The 19,484-nt window shown below is 68.1% G+C and carries 22 protein-coding genes, 2 tRNA genes and 1 pseudogene; 13 read left to right on the top strand and 12 right to left on the bottom strand.

What is annotated here, in order from left to right:
- Positions 1-290 precede the first annotated feature (290 nt).
- Genes LR394_RS21120 through LR394_RS21095 form a run of 6 tightly spaced genes read right to left on the bottom strand, consistent with a single transcriptional unit; the run spans position 291 to position 4,966 of the window.
- Positions 291-1,337: an LLM class flavin-dependent oxidoreductase gene (locus LR394_RS21120; RefSeq protein ID WP_231444571.1), complete on the bottom strand. Its 1,047-nt coding sequence runs from the start codon at positions 1,335-1,337 to the stop codon at positions 291-293.
- Positions 1,334-1,561 (bottom strand): tautomerase family protein, encoded by a 228-nt coding sequence (locus LR394_RS21115; protein ID WP_231444569.1) that lies wholly within the window; start codon positions 1,559-1,561, stop codon positions 1,334-1,336. The genes LR394_RS21120 and LR394_RS21115 overlap by 4 nt, the downstream gene beginning before the upstream one ends.
- Before the next feature lies 1 nt (position 1,562).
- On the bottom strand, positions 1,563-3,047 hold the full coding sequence (locus LR394_RS21110) for an aldehyde dehydrogenase (RefSeq protein ID WP_231444567.1): 1,485 nt from the start codon (positions 3,045-3,047) through the stop codon (positions 1,563-1,565).
- Positions 3,040-3,762: an alpha/beta fold hydrolase gene (locus LR394_RS21105; protein WP_231444565.1), complete on the bottom strand. Its 723-nt coding sequence runs from the start codon at positions 3,760-3,762 to the stop codon at positions 3,040-3,042. Before LR394_RS21105 ends, LR394_RS21110 begins: the two co-directional genes overlap by 8 nt.
- Positions 3,759-4,310, bottom strand: a complete 552-nt coding sequence (locus LR394_RS21100) for an amino acid synthesis family protein (RefSeq protein WP_231444563.1) — start codon at positions 4,308-4,310, stop codon at positions 3,759-3,761. Before LR394_RS21100 ends, LR394_RS21105 begins: the two co-directional genes overlap by 4 nt.
- Positions 4,310-4,966: an amino acid synthesis family protein gene (locus tag LR394_RS21095; RefSeq protein WP_231444560.1), complete on the bottom strand. Its 657-nt coding sequence runs from the start codon at positions 4,964-4,966 to the stop codon at positions 4,310-4,312. Before LR394_RS21095 ends, LR394_RS21100 begins: the two co-directional genes overlap by 1 nt.
- Before the next feature lie 352 nt (positions 4,967-5,318).
- Between LR394_RS21095 and LR394_RS21090 the strand changes: the two genes are divergently transcribed.
- The 4 genes from LR394_RS21090 to LR394_RS21075 all read left to right on the top strand — a co-directional run bounded on the left by LR394_RS21090 (position 5,319) and on the right by LR394_RS21075 (position 8,671).
- Entirely contained in the window at positions 5,319-6,992 is a 1,674-nt protein-coding gene (locus LR394_RS21090) for a BCCT family transporter (protein WP_231444558.1), read from the top strand.
- Positions 6,989-7,423: an ester cyclase gene (locus LR394_RS21085; RefSeq protein WP_231444556.1), complete on the top strand. Its 435-nt coding sequence runs from the start codon at positions 6,989-6,991 to the stop codon at positions 7,421-7,423. The genes LR394_RS21090 and LR394_RS21085 overlap by 4 nt, the downstream gene beginning before the upstream one ends.
- Positions 7,424-7,473: 50 nt before the next feature.
- Positions 7,474-7,980, top strand: a complete 507-nt coding sequence (locus tag LR394_RS21080) for a flavin reductase family protein (RefSeq protein WP_231444554.1) — start codon at positions 7,474-7,476, stop codon at positions 7,978-7,980.
- Between the two features lie 79 nt (positions 7,981-8,059).
- Positions 8,060-8,671, top strand: a complete 612-nt coding sequence (locus LR394_RS21075; RefSeq protein ID WP_407937094.1) for a GntR family transcriptional regulator — start codon at positions 8,060-8,062, stop codon at positions 8,669-8,671.
- Positions 8,672-8,754: 83 nt separating this feature from the next.
- Here the strand turns inward: LR394_RS21075 and LR394_RS21070 are convergent, their stop codons facing one another.
- Positions 8,755-9,036 (bottom strand): Lrp/AsnC family transcriptional regulator, encoded by a 282-nt coding sequence (locus tag LR394_RS21070; protein ID WP_231444550.1) that lies wholly within the window; start codon positions 9,034-9,036, stop codon positions 8,755-8,757.
- Positions 9,037-9,193: 157 nt separating this feature from the next.
- Between LR394_RS21070 and LR394_RS21065 the strand changes: the two genes are divergently transcribed.
- Positions 9,194-10,042: an SAM-dependent methyltransferase gene (locus tag LR394_RS21065; protein ID WP_231444549.1), complete on the top strand. Its 849-nt coding sequence runs from the start codon at positions 9,194-9,196 to the stop codon at positions 10,040-10,042.
- Positions 10,043-10,115: 73 nt separating this feature from the next.
- Here the strand turns inward: LR394_RS21065 and LR394_RS21060 are convergent, their stop codons facing one another.
- Positions 10,116-10,688, bottom strand: a complete 573-nt coding sequence (locus tag LR394_RS21060) for an ATP-binding protein (protein ID WP_231444547.1) — start codon at positions 10,686-10,688, stop codon at positions 10,116-10,118.
- A gap of 360 nt (positions 10,689-11,048) precedes the next feature.
- Here LR394_RS21060 and LR394_RS21055 point away from each other — a divergent pair.
- Both LR394_RS21055 and LR394_RS21045 read left to right on the top strand, forming a co-directional pair.
- Positions 11,049-11,874 (top strand): annotated as a pseudogene (locus tag LR394_RS21055) (helix-turn-helix domain-containing protein).
- A 277-nt stretch (positions 11,875-12,151) separates the two neighbouring features.
- Positions 12,152-12,385: a DUF397 domain-containing protein gene (locus LR394_RS21045; protein WP_231444543.1), complete on the top strand. Its 234-nt coding sequence runs from the start codon at positions 12,152-12,154 to the stop codon at positions 12,383-12,385.
- A 39-nt stretch (positions 12,386-12,424) separates the two neighbouring features.
- Here the strand turns inward: LR394_RS21045 and LR394_RS21040 are convergent, their stop codons facing one another.
- A complete protein-coding gene (locus LR394_RS21040) occupies positions 12,425-13,594 on the bottom strand; it encodes a PrsW family intramembrane metalloprotease (RefSeq protein WP_231444541.1) in 1,170 nt (389 codons plus the stop codon).
- A 79-nt stretch (positions 13,595-13,673) separates the two neighbouring features.
- Here LR394_RS21040 and orn point away from each other — a divergent pair, with 79 nt between their 5' ends.
- The 4 genes from orn to LR394_RS21020 all read left to right on the top strand — a co-directional run bounded on the left by orn (position 13,674) and on the right by LR394_RS21020 (position 15,229).
- Entirely contained in the window at positions 13,674-14,300 is a 627-nt protein-coding gene (gene orn / locus LR394_RS21035) for an oligoribonuclease (protein ID WP_231444540.1), read from the top strand.
- Between the two features lie 161 nt (positions 14,301-14,461).
- A tRNA-Lys gene (locus LR394_RS21030) sits at positions 14,462-14,534 on the top strand.
- A 225-nt stretch (positions 14,535-14,759) separates the two neighbouring features.
- A tRNA-Lys gene (locus LR394_RS21025) sits at positions 14,760-14,832 on the top strand.
- Positions 14,833-14,902: 70 nt separating this feature from the next.
- On the top strand, positions 14,903-15,229 hold the full coding sequence (locus LR394_RS21020) for a hypothetical protein (RefSeq protein WP_231444538.1): 327 nt from the start codon (positions 14,903-14,905) through the stop codon (positions 15,227-15,229).
- Positions 15,230-15,406: 177 nt separating this feature from the next.
- Here LR394_RS21020 and LR394_RS21015 read toward each other — a convergent pair whose 3' ends face one another.
- From LR394_RS21015 to LR394_RS21005, 3 genes are read right to left on the bottom strand one after another with little or no spacing between them, the layout of a single operon-like run.
- Positions 15,407-15,919 carry a metallophosphoesterase family protein gene (locus LR394_RS21015; RefSeq protein ID WP_269329537.1) on the bottom strand — a complete coding sequence of 171 codons (513 nt, stop codon included), beginning with the start codon at positions 15,917-15,919 and terminating at the stop codon, positions 15,407-15,409.
- Positions 15,920-15,960: 41 nt separating this feature from the next.
- Entirely contained in the window at positions 15,961-16,743 is a 783-nt protein-coding gene (locus tag LR394_RS21010; protein ID WP_231444534.1) for an ABC transporter permease, read from the bottom strand.
- A complete protein-coding gene (locus LR394_RS21005; RefSeq protein ID WP_231444532.1) occupies positions 16,736-17,698 on the bottom strand; it encodes an ATP-binding cassette domain-containing protein in 963 nt (320 codons plus the stop codon). Before LR394_RS21005 ends, LR394_RS21010 begins: the two co-directional genes overlap by 8 nt.
- Before the next feature lie 94 nt (positions 17,699-17,792).
- On the opposite strand from LR394_RS21005, the gene LR394_RS21000 reads away from it, so the two are divergent.
- Positions 17,793-18,557, top strand: coding sequence for a TetR/AcrR family transcriptional regulator (locus tag LR394_RS21000; protein ID WP_231444529.1), 765 nt, complete (start codon positions 17,793-17,795; stop codon positions 18,555-18,557).
- Between the two features lie 70 nt (positions 18,558-18,627).
- On the top strand, positions 18,628-19,413 hold the full coding sequence (locus LR394_RS20995) for a UbiA family prenyltransferase (protein WP_231444527.1): 786 nt from the start codon (positions 18,628-18,630) through the stop codon (positions 19,411-19,413).
- Positions 19,414-19,484 lie beyond the last annotated feature (71 nt).

Here is a 19,484-nt window from a genome sequence, read left to right as displayed (position 1 = left end):
TGCTTGGGTTTCGCTAGCGCCTTGTTCCGCCGCCCGGGCCTTGCGGGTGCAAAGGCTGGCCAGGTCCGGGCGGGAGCTATGCGGAGGGGAAAGAACACTCGGGTTTCACCAGCGACTGTTCCGCCGCCCGGGCGTTGCGGGTGCCAGGGCTGGTCAGGTCTGGCGAGAAGGTGGGCGGAGAGCAAGGCTTCACCAGCCTCCGTTCCCACCGCCCGGCCGGCGACCTGGGCTTTTGCGGCCGCAAAGGCTGGCGAAGCGATGCGAAGGCTGGTGAAGCTGGGACGGGTAGGTCAGCTGAAGGCGGGCACCACGTGCTCGACGAAGCGCTGCAGCGAGGCCCGCTTCTCCTCGTGCGACATGCTGTTGTCGATCCAGAAGCTGAACTCGTCCACCCCCAGCGCCTGGTAGTGCTTCAGCCGCTCAATCACCTCGGCAGGCGTGCCGATCATGGCGGTACGGTGCAGCGACTCCAACTCGAACTCGGGCCGACCGTCGAACTTCGACTCTGGGCTGGGCTCCAGGAAGCCGTCCTCCGGGGTGCTCTTGTTGCCGAACCAGGCATCGAAGCTGCGGTAGTACTTGTTGATCGCGGCCGCCGCCGGCTTCCAGCCCTCCGGGTCGCTCTCGTCGTGCACGTGGGTGTGGCGCAGCACCATCAGCTTGGGCCGCTCGGTGATCTCCGGGTGGGCAGCAACTGCGGTCTCGAACTTGCCCACCAGGTTCTCCACCTCCTCGTCGCCCTTCATCAGCGGCGTCACCATCACGTTGCAGCCGTTCGCCACGGCGAAGTCGTGCGAGGCAGGGTCCCGGGCGGCGATCCACATCGGCGGGGTGGGCTGCTGGATCGGCTTGGGCACCGAGGTCGAGGTGGGGAACTTCCAGATCTCGCCGTCGTGCGCGTAGTCGCCCTGCCACAGCGCCCGCACGGCCGGCACGAGTTCCCGCAGGTGCTTGCCGCCGTCGGTGGCGGGCAGACCGCCGGCCAGCCGGTCGAACTCGAACTGGTAGGCGCCGCGGGCCAGGCCGACCTCCATCCGGCCGTTGCTGATCACGTCGAGCAGGGCACACTCACCGGCCGCGCGGATCGGGTTCCAGAACGGCGCGATGATCGTGCCCGCCCCGAGCCGGATGGTCGAGGTGCGCGCCGCCAGGTAGGCCAGGGTCGGCATCGGGTTCGGCGAGATGGTGTATTCCATCGAGTGGTGCTCGCCCACCCACACCGTGCTGAACCCGCCGGCCTCGGCCAGCAGCGTCAGTTCGGTCAGGTTCTCGAACAGCTCACGGTGGCTGACCGACTCGTCCCAGCGTTCCATGTGGACGAAAAGAGAGAACTTCATTGTGACTCCTTCTGCTCCAAAGCAATGCGGGCCTGCGAGCCCATTTCCTCAACGGTGACGTCGCCGGTGGCCCAGTGCGCGCGCGGCACCTCACGCACGATCACCCGGACGAATTCCGGCCTGGCGTCGATGGTCTCGACCACTGCCGCGTGCAGACGGCCGATCAGGGCGCGGATCTGCTCGGCGGAGCGGCCTTCGGTGATGGTGACGTCCACCAGCGGCATGTCAGCTCCTCAGCACGAACGGGTCGGCGACCGGAGCGTCGCTGGTGTTGATCCAGACGCTCTTGAGCTGGGTGTACTCCTTGATCGTCGCCTGCCCGTGCTCGACCCCCACACCGCTGTTCTTGAAACCCTGGCGGGGCGACATCGGCGACATCGCCCGGTAGGTGTTCACCCAGATCGTGCCGGCCTCGAGCCGGTTGGCCATCCGGTGGGCCCGGCCGAGGTCCTTCGTCCACACACCGGCCGCGAGACCGTACTCGGTGTCGTTGGCCAAGGCGACCACCTCGTCCTCGGTTTCGAAGGGCATCATCGCGACGACGGGACCGAAGATCTCCTCCTGGACCACCCGCATCCCGTTGTTGACGTCGACCAGCACGGTCGGCTCGTAGAAGTAACCGCCCAGCCCACCGCCGTCCGAGACGCAGCCGCCGGTCAGCACCCGGGCGCCCTCGGATCGGCCGAGGTCCACGTAACCGGCCACCTTGTCCCGCTGGTCGGCGAAAGCCAGCGGACCGAGCTCGGTCTCGGCGTTCAGCGGATCGCCGATCTTGATCGACGCTGCCCGGGCGGCCACCCGCTCCAGCAGTTCGTCGTAGACGCTGCGGTGCACGAACACCCGGCTACCGGCGATGCAGGTCTGCCCGGCGGCGGCGAAAACACCGGCCACGACACCCATCGCGGCGTTGTGCAGGTTCGCGTCCTCGAACACGATGTTCGGTGACTTGCCGCCCAGTTCCAGGGTCGAGCCGAGGAAACGCGAGGCCACCGACGCGGCGATCCGGGAACCGGTACCGGTGCTGCCGGTGAAGGAGATCTTGGCGATGCCGGGGTGCTCGACCAGAGCCTGACCGGCCTCGGCGCCGAACCCGGTGACGACATTGACCACGCCAGGCGGGAACCCGGCTTCGTCGATCAGCTCGGCCAGCCGCAGCACCGAGGCCGAGGTGTACTCGGACGGCTTGATCACGACGGTGTTCCCGGCGCACAGCGCGGGCGCAAGCTTGCTGGTGGTCAGGGTGAGTGGGGAGTTCCAGGGGGTGATCGCGCCGACCACGCCCAGCGGCTCGCGCATGGTGTAGTTCAGCACCGCCCGGTCGGACGTGGGAATCACGTCGCCCTGGATCTTGTCGGCCAGACCGGAGTAGTAGTGGTAGTACTCGGGCAGACCCTGCATCTGGCCGCGCATCTCGCGCAGTAGCTTGCCGTTGTCCAGGCTCTCGGTGCGGGCCAGTTCCTCGGCGTTCTCGGCGATCAGTTCGGCCAGCCGGCGCAGCAGCCGGCCGCGGCCGGTCTGGGTCATGTCCCGCCAGGCGGGCGACTCGAACGCCCGGCGGGCAGCCTTGACCGCTTTGTCGACGTCGGTGGCATCGCCCCGGGCGGCCGCGTACAGGGTTTCCCGGGTGGCCGGGTTGGTGCTGTCGAAGTGCCCGCCACCGGCCGGCTCGACCTTCTCCCCACCGATGTGATGGGTAAGGGTTTCAGACATTGACTTTTCCTCCGATGACCTCGTCGATGAGGCCGGCCAGCACGGTGGGTGTCTCGACCGGGAGCATGTGGCGCACACCCGGGACGATCACGGCCCGGGCGCCGGGGATGGCGGCCGCCAGGCGCTGTGACATCTCCGGGGTGGAACCTGGGTCCTCGGCGCCGGTGACGGCGATGGAGGGCGCGGTGATCCGGTGCAGATCTCCTCCGACGACCGCGTCGCCGGTGCCGAAGACCCGGTAGCAGGCCAGGAACTGTGCCGGGTCGTTGGCGGTGAGTACGGCCCGGGTGTGCTCGATGGTCTCGGCCGCAACCGTGGATCCGGCGAACCAGCGGTCGATCGAGGCGGCCGCGGCCCGGGCCGGGTCCTGCTCAGCCACCGCCAGGCGGCCCAGCACCGCCTCTCGCTCGGCCGGGGTGCGCCGGCAGACCGAGCTCACGCTGGTCAGCGAGGCCACCAGTTCCGGCCGGTGAATCGCCAGATACTGCGCGACCAGGGCGCCGAGCGAGAACCCGACCAGATGCGAGCCGGGCGGGATCTCCAGCAACCCGGCCAGCCCGGCCAGGTCGACGTCCTGGGGGACTCTGGCGGCCGAGCCGTGGCCGGGCAGGTCCGGGGTCAGGACCTGGTAGCGGCTCAGCAGCGGGACGACGTCCCGCCACACGGAGTGGTCCAGGCCCACCCCGTGCAGCAGAACGACGACCGGGCGGCTCATTGCTCGGTGGAGAGGGCCGCGAGGCGCTGCTGGGGCCGGCCCTGGGCCGCGGCGGCGAGCGCGATCACGATCTCGCCCGGGTGCGGGGCGTCCGGGATACGCACCTCGAAGGTCTGGTGGTGCGAGCGGATCGTGGCGTCGGTGAAGTGCTTGAGCGGGATGTCGAAGACGATGCCCGCGGGCCCGCGCTTCTCCACCGCCGGCAGCAGGGTCTTGGCCGCGGCGGCGTCCCGGAAGTGGTTGCCGAACTTCAGCGTGTGGATCAGCGCCGAACCGTGCTCGATCTCGCCGTCCAGACCGACGATCGCCGCCTTGCCGTAGGCCTCGACCGGCGCACCCAGCGCCTCGATCACCCGCGGGGCCAGCAGCGCGCCCAGGTCGGAGGCGTTGGCGTCGATCCCGGCGGTCAGGTTCTCCACGAAACCTTGGCCCGCCCAGGGGTTCTCGATCACTGCCGCGACGACCGCGACCCGGGCGGCGGGCTCGACCGGACGGCCGCCCTCGGTGAGGGTCTCGTCGACGATCGTGACGATCTTGCGGACGTTCATCACTTGGTTCCCTTCGCAATGGTGGACGCGCTGACAGTCGGATCGGTACGCCGGTCGCCGATCCGGGCGTGTGGGCGGGGGCCGGTGGAGGCCGCCGCCACCACGACGATCTCGTCGGCCCGGGGGCCGTCGGAGATCCGCGCGGTGATCGTCTGGTAGTGACTGCGGGTGGCGGCGTGGTTCTTGTGCCACATCGGCACCACCAGGGTCTCGCCGGCGTCGGCGCGGGTGTCGGCGAAGCAGATGATGGATTCGCCCTCGAGGAACTCGCGCATGAGGTTGCCGAAGAACGGGGTGTGGATCAGCGCCCCGGCGTGCTCGAGCTCGCCGCGGGTGCCGACGATCGCCGCCTTCCCGAACGCCTCGATCGCCGCGGTGCCGCCCAGGGTGGCGATCAGCCGTCCGGTCAGCTCACGGGCCAGAACCGGGGCGATCGCCTCGACCTCGGGGGAGAGGTCACGCGAGGAGGGGGTCCCGATCCAGGGATTGCGGATCACGGCCGCCGCTGTGGCCTTCAGAGCAGGGACGGCGGGCGCAGCTGCGTTCTCGAGCAGCACCTCCTCCCGGTACACCGCGATCCGCCGCAGCCAGTCCGGCGTACGGGGGGCGGCTTCGAGATCCAGCGAGCCGGGACTCGGCTCCAGGTCGACGCTCATGCGCTTCTCCTCGCTCATGTATGCAACAGAACGTACGACCGCCCGATGCGAGTGTCAACAGACGTCATCGGAAGCCCGACTCGGGTTGCCGTCCGGTTACCGCCGCGCTCACCCGTCCGCAGCCGTCTCAAGTTCGCAATACACCCGTAACTGCCAGCGAATGAGCCCTGGCAAGGGTGACCCGGAGGGCGGTTCGAGGGCTGCGGCACTACCGTTTCCCGAGTGGATTCCTATGCCCTGGCTCACGGCCATTGACACCCCCATGTGACCTTCGTAGCATCCCTGATGCATGCAACATCGAAGAGCTTGATCCAACCGCAGTCCCAAGGCATAGGCGCCTCAGGAGGGCCAGATGTCCCAGAAGTTCAGCGAGCCTGCAGAGGTCGACGTCATCGACGTCCCCCAGGCCAGTACGCCGCCCCCATCGCCGAGCGCCGAGGTGCCCGTGGGTCAGCCGCAGAACGACAACAGCGCCGGTCGCGGCCGGCTCGGGGGCGTGTTCGCCGCCTCGGTCACGGTCTGCGCCCTCTTCGTGGCCTGGGGCGTGCTGTTCACCGAGAACCTCAACGACGTCACCAACGCTTCCCTGAACTGGCTGACCGGCACCTTCGGCTGGGCCTACCTAGTGGTCACCCTCGCGCTCCTGGTCTTCCTGGTGTTCCTGGCCTTCAGCCCGTACGGCGACATCCGCCTCGGTAAGGACACCGACCGCCCGGAGTTCTCCAACCTCTCCTGGTTCGCGATGATCCTGTCCGCGGTGATGGGCATCGGCCTGGTCTCCTACGGCGTGGCCGAGCCGATCTCGCACTTCGCCACCCCGCCGCACGCTCTGGCCGAGGCCGGGACGCCGGACGCGGCGGTGCGGGCGATGCAGTACAGCTACTTCGACTGGGGCCTGCACGCCTGGGCCATCTTCGCGGTGTTCGGTCTGGCGATCGCCTACTCCACCCACCGCAAAGGCCGCCCGACCCTGGTGAGCCAGCTGTTCCGTCCTCTGCTGGGTAACCGGGTCGACGGCCCGATCGGCAAGGCGATCGACGTCCTGGCGGTGTTCGCCACCTTGTTCGGCACCACCACCTCGCTCGGCCTGGGCGCCCTGCAGGTGAACAACGGCCTGGCCACGCTTTTCGGTATCCCGGTCAACAACGTGGCCCAGGTACTGATCATCGCCGCGGTCACCGCGATCTTCACGATGTCCGCCGTCACCGGGGTCAGCAAGGGCATCAAGTACCTCAGCCAGGGCAGCGTGATCGCGGCCGGTGCGCTGTTCGTGTTCATGCTGGTGGTCGGCCCGACCGTGTTCATCGCGAACCTGTACATCGAGTCGCTCGGCCTGTGGGCCACCGACTTCTTCCGGATGAGCCTGCAGGGAACGGCTTTCGGCGACCTGCAGTGGATGCAGTGGTGGACCTACTTCATGATGGCCTGGTGGGTGTCCTGGGGCGCCTTCGTCGGCGTCTTCCTGGCCCGGATCTCCAAGGGCCGTACCATCCGCGGTTTCATCGTCGGTGTCCTGGTCGTGCCCACCGTCGTCTTCTTCACCTGGTTCACGGTTTTCGGCGGTACCGCGATCCACGTGGACATGTTCGGTGGCGGCACCATCGCCGAGCAGACCGCGGCCGACATCAACAGCGCGTTCTTCGCCACTCTCGAGAACTTCCCGTTCGCCAGCGTCACTTCCGCGGTGGCGATCTTCCTGGTCGTGATGTTCTTCGTCTCCGGCGCCGACGCGAACACCTACGTGCTGGCGATGATGACCTCCGGCGGCTCGCTCACCCCGCGCCGCTCGATCCTGGTCCTGTGGGGCATCCTCACCGGCATCACCGCGATCGTGCTGATGCTCGCCGGCGGCCTGAACGCGCTGCAGAACACCGTGATCGTCACCTCCGCACCGTTCCTGGTGATCATCGCCGGGCTGGCCGTCTCGTTCTGGAAGGAACTGGTGCAGGACCAGCACGCGGTGCGCCGGGCGCAGCTGAAGAAGCAGGAACTGGACGCCTGCACCGACAAGGAGGAAACCGCATGAGCGACAGCGAGACCCGCCGCCGGCTGGTCACCGAGAGCTGGTCGGCCGCCTGGGACGACGGCGACGTGGACGCCCTCGACCAGTTGCTCGCCCCGGACTACCGGCGGCGCGCCCGCAACGACGACGAGGGCCTGGACCGCGAGGCATTCAAGGCGACCATCATCACCACCCGGGCGGCCTTCCCCGACCTGGTCACCACCATCGACGACCTGGTCGTGGAGGGGGACAAGGTGGCGGTGCGCTGGCACAGCGCGGGCACCCACAGCCACCCCTTCCTCGGCGTACCGGCCACCAAGCGCCGGGTCGAGGTCTCCGGCGCCACCTTCGCCGCCTTCGGCCCCGACGGGCTGATCCACACCGAGGACGTGACCTGGGACCCGCGGGGCCTGCTCACCGCGATCGGCGTGATCACCGTCGGCCAGGACCAGTGAGCCCCGCCCCCGAATTTCCCGGCGAGAACCCGTATCAGCAGGAGGATCCAATGACGGTCTCCACTCCCACCCGCCCCGATGTCGACATCCTCAAGCAGGTCAACCGCCGCTTCGTCACCGGCGTCACGCTGGTCACCGCGATGGACGAGGACACCCCGCGCGGCCTGGCGGTGAACGCCTTCGCCAGCATCTCGCTGGACCCGCCCACCGTGATGGTCTGCGTGCAGCGCACCTCCAACACCCACGACTGCCTGTTCACCGCCTCGCACCTGGCGATCAACATCGCCTCGGTCGAGCAGATGGAGGTGATGGGCAAGTTCGCCTCCAAGACCGGCGACAAGTTCGAGGGCGTGGCCTGGAGCCGTGGGCAGTTCGGCACCCCGCTGCTGGCCGGCAGCAGTGCCCACCTGGAAGTCGAGATCCGCGAGCGGCTGCAGGCCAGCACTCACACCGTGTTCATCTGCCGGGTGGTCGCGGCCGAGGTCACCGACCTGCCGCCGGTGGTCTACAGCTCGGGTAAGTTCTTCAGCTCCGAGGGCCTTTCGCCGCTCGGCTGAGCCGTCCGATCGAGACCGAGGAACGATGCAGCGCGTGGCGGAAGGCACCGGGAGTCGTCAGGAACGGGTGATCGCCGAGATGCGCCGGCGGATCATCACCGGTGAGGCGGCCTCCGGTGCCCTGCTTTCCGAGATCGCCCTGGCCGAGGAGTTCGGGGTCAGCCGGACCCCGGTGCGGGAGGCGCTCAAACAGCTCCAGACCGAGGGGCTGGTCGAGATCCGCCCGCGGGTGGGCACTTTCGTCGCGGCGCCGTCGCGGCGGGACATCACCGAGCTGTTCGAGATGAAGGAACTGCTGGAAGGGGCGGCCGCCCGGCTGCTGGCGCTGCGCGGGCGGGTGCCGGAGGTGGAGCAGCTGGAGGAGAACGTCCGCCAGTCCGATCTGGCGGTCGAGGCCGACGACCGGGCCCGGTACGCCGAGCTGGTCGAGGAGTTCCACGGGCTGCTGATCACCGGCGCCGACAACACCAAGCTCGAGGCGCACTACCGCACGCTGATGAACCAGCTGGCCTACTCCCGGCTGGTGGTCACCTCGCTGCAGCAGCCCGGCCGGGCCCGGCAGTCCGACCGGGAGCACCACGTGGTCCTGGACCTGATCCGCTCCAAGGACGGTGACAGCGCCGAGCAGGTCATGCGGGAACACGTTCGGGCCAGCCGGCGGGCGCTGCTGGCCGGGCTGGATCTTCCCTGAAAGCCCAACAACCAACGGACGGTGCCCTCGCCTGCTCGAGGCGAGGGCACCGTCCGTTGGTTGTTGCCTTTGGGTTCGGAAACCTAGACGTCGAAGCCTGAGGTGAGCGCGTCGTCCACCGCGTCCGGGGCGTAGGTGCGGAAGGCCAGGTAGGTGCGGGTCGAGACCACGCCCTCCACCTTGCCCAGGTGGTCGGCGATGATGTCGGCGAGATCGTCCTGCTTCTCCACCCGGACGATGGCGACCAGGTCGACGTCACCGGTCACCGAGTAGACCTCGCGCACCCCCTCGATGGCTGAGACCTCCGTCGCAACTTCGGGGATCCGATCCGGCCTGGCTTGAAGCATCACGAACACGGTGATCACAGGTGACAGCCTAGTACTGGCCCCTTCTGCGGCGCAGGGCGGGAGCGAAGTGCGCGTTTAGGTGGGATGGGCGGGGGTTTTCATCCATTCAGGTAGATCTGTACCGGCTATTAGGTTGGTGGTGTCCTGCCTGGATCGAGCGCGGAGAACGCCGACGATGACGACGCAGCCCCACGGTTCACCGGCCGAGCAGATCGAGGTCGACTGGTCCTGGACGTCGTCCGACGACGGCTGGATCCCACCGGACATCGACGCGTCCAAGCCCAGTGCCGCGCGGATGTACGACTACGCGATCGGCGGCAAGGACAACTACGAGGTCGACCGCCGGGCCGTGCACGAGGTCGCCGGGCTGGTCCCCGACTTCCGCGCGTGTGCCCTGGCCAATCGCGGTTTCCTGATCCGGGCCGGGCACGCGCTGGCCGAGCTCGGCATCGACCAGTTCATCGATCTCGGCTCCGGAATCCCCACCTCGCCCAACGTGCACGAGGTGGCACAGGTGTTCCAGCCGGACGCCAGAGTGGTCTACGTCGACAACGATCCGATCGTGATGACGTACAACCGGGCCCTGCGCGAGCCGGGCCCGGGGGTGCTCGCGCTGAACCACGACCTGCGCCGGCCGCACTCGCTGATCGACGACAGCAAGCTGCGCAACCACCTCGATCTGGACCGGCCGGTGGGACTGCTGATGGTCGCCGTGCTGCACTTCGTGCGCCGGGAGATCGCGGTCAAGGTGCTGGAGCAGTACCGCAAGCTGCTGCCCGAGGGCAGTTACCTGGCGGTCTCGGTAGTTTGCGCGGACGGGACGGAACCGGCCGTGATCGAGCGGCTGGAGCAGGTGTTCCAGGCTTCCAGCACGCCCTTCGTGGCGCGTTCGACCGCGCAGGTGGAGCAGCTGTTCGACGGTTCGGAGCTGATCGAGCCCGGGCTCGTCGACGTGACGCAGTGGCGTAACCCCGGGCAGCCGCTGCCGATCCGGATGCTCAGCGGTGTGGCCCGGATCAGCTGACTTCGAGGTTGCCGACCGGGACGTTGCTGGTTCCTGCGCGGCCGGCTGGGGTATTGCTGGTTCTTGCGCGGGATCAGGCTGCGCCCTGGATCCGGATCTGCGCGGCCGGCTTCTCCACGGCGGTCTTCGGGAACATCGCCCACACCGACTTACCGGGCAGACGCTGCCCGTCCTGCTCCTCCAGCAGCGTCCAGCCCCAGCACAGGCTCAGCGACTCGACCAGTTGCATTCCCCGGCCCCCGCCGGACAGCGGGTCACGCGGACGGCGGACCGGCGGCGTGGGGCTGGGATCGGTGACCGACAGGACGATGTGCGAGCCGGTGCTGGCCAGAGAGATCCGTACCCCGTCCAGCCGTCGGCGGTGCAGTTCGTCCGGCTCGCTGGCGCGGGCATCGGCGTCGCGGACGCCGTGCTCGAGCGCATTGGCCAGGAGCTCGGTGGCGACCAGAGCGACGTCGTCCGAGACGGAATCGGCGCCCAGGTGCTTCAGGCCGCGGCGGACCAAGGCCCGGCCCTTGGGTACGGCCTGGGGTGTGGCAGGCAGGAGGCAGGAGGCAGAGCCGGTCTCAAGCACGATCTCGTGCTCACCCCCGCTCTGCTCGGCAGGTGGCGCTACGTCTACGGACTGCGGCTGTGCAATCACCACGACTGGCCTCACACCTCATTCCCGACCCCTGGGGGAACTCAGCCTTTCGCCGGACCGGTTCCCCTGACCACGCGCGCTGTGCCGGTGCAAACGCTACCGCCAGATGCACGTGCATCTCGAGAGTATCCGATTGGTTCGTGCAGATGCACGTGCATCTGCGATAAATGTGCGAGCCGTCCGAAATCCGATGAAAGTGGCTTCCGCTAGGTCCTGAGGTCGCCGAGGTGGCACACTGGCACCGGGTCGCGGCAATGCTGCAGGTTGGACACGAAGAGCCACGCTCATCGGCGATCGGATCCTCTTGACTTCTAGTGAGGTGCACACACTGTGACGACGCCGGGTGGACCGACGGTCCGGCGCATTCTGGTGGGCGCCCAGTTACGACGCCTGCGGGAGTCGAGGAACCTGACCCGAGAGGCCGCGGGCTACCGGATCCGCGCGTCCGAGTCCAAGATAAGCCGTCTCGAGCTGGGCCGGGTCGGATTCAAGGACCGCGACATCGCCGATCTGCTCGAGTACTACGGGGTCGAGGACGCGGCCCAGCGCGAGGCGCTGGTGGCCCTGGCCCGGGAGGCCAACCACCCCGGCTGGTGGCACAGCTACGACGACGTGCTGCCGAACTGGTTCGAGACGTTCGTCGGCCTGGAAGAGGCCGCCAGCCTGATCCGCAGCTACGAGATCCAGCTGCTGCCCGGGCTTCTGCAGACCGAGGCCTACGCCCGCGCGGTGGTCAGTGCCGGCGCCCCGAACGCGGCCGTGGCCGAGGTCGAGCGCCGGGTGAACTTCCGGATCAAGCGCCAGTCGATCCTGCGCCGGGAGAGCCCCCCCGCACTTCTGGGCGGTGGTCGACGAGGCTGCGCTGCACCGGCCGATCGGGGGCGCCAAGGTGATGCGCGAGCAGGTGGAGCACCTGCTCGACCTGATGACGCTGCCGAACGTGACGCTGCAGGTGATGCCGTTCCGGTTCGGCGGGCACGTCGGTGAGGGCGGTGCCTTCACCATCCTGCGCTTCCCGGAGCCGGAGCTGCCCGACACGGTCTACGTCGAGCACCTGACCAGTGCGCACTACCTGGACAAGCCGGACCACGTGGAGCGCTATGCGCAGACCATGGAGCGGCTCACGGTGGACAGCCAGCCGCCGGACATGACCCGGCGCACTCTGCAGAAGATCCTGGCGCAGGCCTGATTTCACGTCTCACGATGTCCTGGCCCGGCGAGGGCATCGTCGGGGCGTGCGATGCGGGTGTTAACCCTCTTGTGCACAGAGCGACCTGTTGACTAGGCGTGTGCATATACCAACACAGTGTGCAAAACAGGCTGGTCAGGCGGTCCGACCTGCCCGTATAGTCACGAACTGCCGGACTGCTCGCGCAAGTGCACGCGCAGGAGAACGTGCAGGAGAACGTGCCAACGTCTGAGCGATCTGGACCGCGGACGTCGTCTGCCAGTTTTTGGAGGTCGAGATGTCGCAGATTCACAACGGGATGCGGGCCGATCTGATCACCGCGGAGTGGAAGAAGTCCGCCCGCAGCAACTCCCAGGGTCAGTGCGTCGAGCTGGCTGCACTGCACGACGGTCAGGTGGCCGTGCGCAACTCCCGGTTCCCGCAGGGGCCGGCTCTGGTCTACACCCGCGGCGAGATCGAGGCGATGATCCTCGGCGCCAAGGACGGCGACTTCGACCACCTGCTGGGCTGAGCACCTGAGGTCGAGCGGGTGGCCGGTGGATCCCTCCGGTCAGGGGTGGTGGGGCATCCTCGGCAGGAAGCGCGAGCGCAACGTCGAAAGCGTCGCGAGCATCGCGTACTCCGTGTTCGGGGCGTCCGGTGCGGCCGTGCCCCTGGCCATCCGCTCACGCAGGAAGGCGAGTTCGCTCCCGAGCTCCTGGAAGTCGCGCATCGCCCGGCGGGCCTCGCTGCCGCCGGTACGCAACGCCCAGCTGCGGGCCTCACGCCGGGCCGGCAGTGAGGCCAGCATCGCCACCTCGGCCTGGGTCAGCCAGCCGGTCCGCCCGTAGATGTCAAGGTGCTGGGCCACCAGCTTGCCCTCGCGGCGCCGGGCCACCAGCGCCAGTGCAATGAAGGCCAGGAACACCGGCACCTGCAGCACCACGTAGGCCGAGGCGAAACCGGCCAGGCCGGACGAGGCCGACCAGTTCCAGACCCCGTGCAGCAGCACCGCCACCAGGTAACCGGCCAGTGGGGCGAGCACTCGCAGGGCCGGGGTGCGGGTGCGCACCGCCATCCCGATGCCGACGCCGATCGCCGCCGTGAACAGCGGGTGCGCGAACGGCGAGACCACACAGCGCAGGATGAACACGAAGGCCGTACCGCCACCCCCGGACTCGGCGTCGGCCAGGGTACGGCCCAGATACAGCACGTTCTCCACGTAGGCGAAGCCGATACCGGCCATCCCGGCGTAGACGATGCCGTCCACCACGCCGTCGAACTCCCGGCGGCGCATCAGCAGGATCAGCAGCACGGCGGCGCCCTTGAACGCCTCCTCCACCACCGGCGCCACGAACACCGCGGCGTGCGTCATGTCCCCGCCCGCGTTGTGGATCGCCACCATCGATGCGGTGTTGATCACCAGGGCGCCGAACGTGGACACCCCGGCGCCCCAGGCGAAGGCCAGGGCCAGCAGCGGCGGGGGCTCGGCCTCGTAGCGGTCCAGCCAGAGGAAGGCCGCCACCACCGGGAAGACCGGCACCGCGGCCAGCACCGAACCGGTCACCAGGCCGGCCAGGCCGGTCTCGCGGGTGATCGCGGTGAGACTGAGCAGAGCCGAGCCGACCAGGACGACCACGACCGCCACCCACAGGATGGTGGTGCGGAACCGGGGACGCCGCGGCGTCACCATCGGTGCGTCGGCGGGCTGGGCCGGTTGGTAGGGGGACGGCGTGCTCACGGTTTCAGACCTTAGCGGCGCGCGGTACCCGGCGGTTCATCCAGAGCCGACGAACGCCTCGAAGCGTAGAGTACCGGCCGTGACATCGGAGAACAGCGAACGTTCGCAGGACCGCATCGTGTGGATCGACTGCGAGATGACCGGCCTCGACCTGGGGAAGGATGCCCTCATCGAGGTGGCGGCGCTAGTCACCGATTCCCAGCTGAACATCCTCGGCGAGGGGGTGGACGTGGTGATCCGCCCGCCCGAGGGCGTGGTCGACACGATGGTGGACGTGGTGCGCACCATGCACACCACCTCGGGCCTGCTGGACGAGCTGGACAGTGGCGTGAGCATGCAGGAGGCCCAGCAGATGGTCCTCGACTACGTGAAGAAGTGGGTGCCCGACGCCCGCAAGGCCCCGCTGGCCGGCAACTCGGTGGGCACCGACCGGGCGTTCCTGGTCCGGGACATGCCCGAACTCGAGGCGCACCTGCACTACCGGATCGTGGACGTCTCCTCGATCAAGGAGCTGGCTCGCCGCTGGTATCCCCGGGTGTACTTCGCCTCCCCGGCCAAGAACGGCGGGCACCGGGCCCTGGCCGACATCCGGGAGAGCATCGAGGAGCTGAAGTACTACCGCGAGGTGCTCTTCGTGCCGCATCCGGGCCCGGACAGCGAGACCGCCCGCGCGGCCGCCAAGAAGTACGTCCTGCCCCCTTCCTGACCGGTTCGGGTCAGGGCTTTTGCCTGTCTGCGTGGCGGTTTCGGCCTGCTGTGCCGACCGTCACGCGGCGGGCGGGGTTATCGGTTTCGTGGTTTCGTCCGGCGCCTGCTAATGTTTTCAACGCAGCAAGGGGCCGCAAGGAACCAGGCTGCGCCAGCCAAGGGTCATTAGCTCAATTGGCAGAGCAGCTGACTCTTAATCAGCGGGTTCGGGGTTCAAGTCCCTGATGGCCCACCTTGGATGCGAAGCCCGGTCATGCGACCGGGCTTCGCTCGTTTGCGCCTGAGTGCTCGTCTGCCCGTCGAGCTGCAATCGGCTGGCGGTTGGTTGCCGGTCCTGCTGCCACCGGTTGTCCTGGACCTCGAAGTCACTGGTGCCCAAGCGTCGTCCATCGGTTCGGCGGGGACCCGTTTTGGCACGTCCGGGGCGAGTGTGGCACTCTTATCCAGCACCAACCGAGGGTCATTAGCTCAATTGGCAGAGCAGCTGACTCTTAATCAGCGGGTTCGGGGTTCAAGTCCCTGATGGCCCACCTCGGTAACTGGCTCGGTCTGCTTCGGACCGGGCCAGTTCTGTTTTTGCGGGTCGGACAAGGGGGCACCGTGAATGTTGACTGGCCGGTGGCTACTCGTACCGCGTTGCGGCGTGGGCAATTGATGGTGGCAGAGGTCGAGGCGAGCGTGCCGCGTCATCGGGCCTGGATCGCGGTGTACTCGATCCCCGGGTCGGTCGGGACCTTCAACGTCTTCCATCGGGAGTTCGACGAGGAGTACATGGCGAACGACTGGTGCATCGGACCGGACGACGGGATGCTCGAGCACGGGTTTGTCCGGGTCACGGGCGAGGAACAGTTGGTCGAGGCATTACGGGTCAGGAACGTGCAGCCTTCCGATCTCGAGTACGTCCACAACTCCGACTATCCGGTCTGAGCGCCACGGACCGGTTCGTGCTGCTGGGGATTACCTTCAGGGGATGGGGATTCGGGCTGCCCTGATGGCCAAGACCGGTGCGCTGAGCGGGGAATCACCAGTGCGCGCAGGGGTCGGAGATGTCAGCGGGGTAGCGCCGTCCCGAGATGCCGATCCGGACGTCAGCCATGCTCCAGGCTATGCCTTGGTGGTTTCCGGGGGCATGCGGTGCAGCACCACGTCGAGCAGTTGGCCGTTCTGGGCAGTGGCGGTGAGGTAGGTGTGGTCGGGCTGCTTGCGGCGGTCGGTGGGGGAGCCCGGGTTGAGCAGGCGCAGTCCGTTGGGGGTGACGGTGTCCCAGGGGATGTGACTGTGGCCGAAGATCAGCACGTCGGTTTCGGGATAGGTCTTGTCGCAGCGCTTCTCCCGGCCGTCGGCGGCGCCGGTCTCGTGGGTCATGGCGAAACGGATGCCCTCGAGTTCGATCCGCGCGACTTCCGGCAGGCGGCGGCGCAGGCCCGGACCGTCGTTGTTGCCCCAGACCCCGACCACCTGCTGGGCCCGGCGTTCCAGGCGGTCGAGCAGCGATTCGGCCACCCAGTCGCCGGCGTGGAACACGATGTCGGCCTCGGCCACCGCGGACCAGACTTGCGCGGGGAGGTCGTGGCCGCGCTTGGGCAGGTGGGTGTCGGAGATGATCAGCAGCTTCAGGGTCACGTACTGGAAGGTACGTCACGTCCCCGGAAGAGAGGTCAGGCGGCCCGGCGTCGGAACAGCACACCGGACAAGGCCACGCCGAGCAGCAGCAGGCCGGTGCTCCAGGCCAGGGCCAGCCAGGGGCTGTTGCCCACGTCGGCACCCAGCAGGAGTCCGCGCAGGGTCTCGATCACCGGGGTGACCGGCTGGTGCTCGGCGAAGCCCCGCAGCCAGCTCGGCATGGTCTCGATCGGGACGAACGCGCTGCTGGCGTAGGGCAGGAACATCGGTACGAAGGTGAAACTGCTGGCTGCTTCCGGGGTCTTGGCGATCAGGCCGACCACGGCGGAGAGCCAGGAGACGGCCAGGACGAACGCGATCAGGACACCGGCGGCGGCCAGGGCGTGCGCTGGAGTGGTGTCCGGGCGGAATCCGATGGCCAGGGCGACCCCGAGGACGATGGTGGTGGAGACGATGTTGCGAGCCAGGCTGGCAACCACGTGACTGCACAGGAACCAGCCGCCACCGACGTCCATTGATCTGAAGCGGTCGATGATGCCACTGGTCATGTCGTAACTGACTGCTCCCGCGGTGAGGGCCGCCCCGAAGGCGGCGCACAGCAGCAGAACCCCAGGTACGACGTAGGTGACGTAGGCCGAGGTGCCGACGCCGGGCTGCAGGGCGCCGCCGAACAGGTAGACGAAGACCAGCATCAGCATGATCGGCAGGACCAGCGAGATCAGCAGAGCTTCGGTGTTGCGCCGGGACAACCGCAGCGTGCGTCCGGTCAGGGTCAGCGCGACCGAGGCGGTGTTCGCAGACATGGCCGGATCAGACATGCGAGAGCTCCTTGGCCGTCTTGGCGGGTTGGCCGGTGAAGGTGAAGAACACGTCGTCCAGGTCCGGGCGGTGCAGTGCGAAGTGCCGGATCAGCGTGCGGTCGGGATCGAGAACGTCCATTTGTGAACGAATCTCGGGTGCAGCTCCGGTGACCGGGATCTTGAGAACGAGAGCAGAGGCGTCCCCCATTGCGTTCTTGCCGGCCCTTGCCCGAACCAGGTCGAAGGCGTCGCGATCGGCCAGCTCCAGACGCAGCAGTTCCCCTCCGACCTGCTGCTTCAGCTCGCTGGGGGTGCCTTCGACGACCTTGCGGCCCTGGTCCATGATCGCCACCCGGTCGGCCAGCCGGTCGGCCTCCTCCAGGTACTGCGTGGTCAGGAGGACCGTGGTCCCGCTCGCCGCAACCTCGCTGATCACCTGCCAAAGCTGTTCCCGGCTACGGGGATCCAGGCCGGTAGTGGGCTCGTCGAGGAACATCACCGCAGGTCGGCGCAGCAGCCCGGCGGCCAGGTCGAGCCGTCGCCGCATCCCGCCGGAGTAGGTGACCACCTGCCGGTCGGCGGCCTTGGCGAGATCCAGCTGGTCGAGAAGCTGGCCCGAGCGAAAGCGGGCCTGGGCTCGGTTGAGCCCGGCCAGTGCACCGATCATGCCTAGGTTCTCACGGCCGGTCTGCAGTTCGTCGAGCGCGGCGTACTGCCCGGTGAGGCTGATCGTACGGCGGAGGTGCTTGCGCTGGTGCGCGACGTCCAGCCCGTTGACCGTGGCCCGGCCGGAGTCGGGCGTGGTGAGCGTGGCCAGGATGCGCACGGTGGTGGTCTTGCCGGCGCCGTTGGGCCCCAGCAGGGCGTAGATCGAACCGGCGTCGACCTCCAGATCCAGATCATTGAGGACGGTGTGGTCGCCGTAGCGCTTGGTCAGGCCTTGGGCGGTGATCGCCGGTGAGTGGCTGGGCATCCCCGACTCCTTTTTGTGTAGACCATAAACTGTGTAGACCATATAGCTAACTGTCTACGCTGTACACAGAAAACTTGATGAGAGGGTGGGAGGCATGGCGGATGACGATCGGGCGGAGTTCGCCGTCCCCGCGGCCATCGCCGAGATCTGGGGCCTACGCGAGCGGCCGGTGAGGGGCCCCCGGCCGACGGTGGGGGTAAGGGAAATCGTGGACGCGGCGGTGCGCATCGCCGACGCCGACGGTTTGGCTGCGGTGTCGATGAGCAAGGTTGCGGCCGAGGTCGGGGTGACCGCCATGGCGCTCTACCGGCACGTGGGCAGCAAGGACGAGCTGCTGATCCTGGTGCTGGATGCGGCCGTGGGTGGGCCTCCGGAACTGCCCCCGGTGGAAAAAGGCTGGCGGGTGGGCCTGGATGCGTGGGCCATGGGAATGCTCGCTGCTTACCGGCAGCGCCCGTGGGTACTGCGGATTCCGATCAGTACGTTGCCGCCGCTGCCCAACCAGGTGATGTGGATGGAGCGCGGGTTGCGGTGCCTCCAGGAGACGCGGTTGGCGGAGGGGGAGAAGCTGGCCTCGATCCTGCTGCTGAGCAATCTGGTACGCGGCTACGGGACGCTGGCGGCCGAGATCGGCGCCGGTGCGGTGGACGGCGCGGCCACGTTTGCAGCGGTGATGCGTCAGGTGCTGGGCGACGGGCGGTTCCCGGCCCTTACCCACACGGTGATGAGCGGGGCGATGGAGGCGGACGTACCTGCTCCGGGAGAGCCGGCGCCGGGGGCAGACCTGATCTGGTCGGAGATGCGGTTCGGTCTGGACCGGGTGCTCGACGGTATCGGTGCGATGATCGAAAAGGCCTGAAGTGCCTTCGCTACGCGCGGTTCGGGGAATGGTGGACGCTTGTCACCCGCTTCCGACCCTGGCTGTCACAGTGTTCGTGACGGCTTACGCGCTCGCGGTCCAGGATGGTCTTTCGGCCGACGGTTTTCGGACGGCGGTCGCGGTGGGCGTAGCCGTGCTGGCCGGGCAGCTGTGCGTGGGCTGGTCGAACGACGCCTTCGACGCCGAACGCGATCGGGTTGCCCAGCGCTCGGACAAACCGATCAGTGCCGGCCTGGTGGACGAGCGGGTGATCCAGGCGGGTGCGGGTCTGGCAGCCGCGGCGGCGATTCTGCTCTCCTGGCGACTTGACCACGGGGCCGGGCTCTGCCATCTCATCGCGGTGCTCAGCGCCATCGGGTACAACGCCGGTCTGAAAGGCACGGTGGTCAGCCCGCTTCCGTACCTGGTCTCGTTCGGTCTGCTGCCCGTGATCGCCTCCTTGGCCGTACTCGCCCAGGCGCCACCGACGTCTACCATTGTCGCCGCCGCATTGCTCGGCGCCGGAGCCCATTTCGCGAACACGGTCGGCGATACCGAGGCGGACGCGATCACCGGCGTGCGTGGCCTACCCCAGCGAATTGGCCCGGCCCGATCTCTGACAGTGATGGCGGTGCTGATCGCGCTGGCCGCCGGCGGGTTGCTGATCGGGGTCATCGGTTCGGACGGCATCGGTACGTTGCGAAGGCTTCTGTCGGTGGTGTTGCTGGTCGCCGGGGTCGGACTGGCCCTCGCCGGCGCGGTGGGACGCGTCGGGATACTGGGTGGACACGCCGCGTTTCGGCTGACGCTGGGCTCGGTTGCTCTCCTGGTAGCCGGATTCCTAGTAGCTGCCTGAATTGCTCGGGATCTTCAGTGGGCCCCTACGGATGCCGATGAGGCAGCAGGGGAGAAACCAAGGCGATCGTG

This window comes from Kineosporia babensis (genome assembly GCF_021129305.1).
Taxonomy (GTDB): Bacteria; Actinomycetota; Actinomycetes; order Actinomycetales; family Kineosporiaceae; genus Kineosporia; species Kineosporia babensis.
Note: the sequence above shows the minus strand (reverse complement) of the source record. Positions and strands in the feature narration are given on the sequence as shown.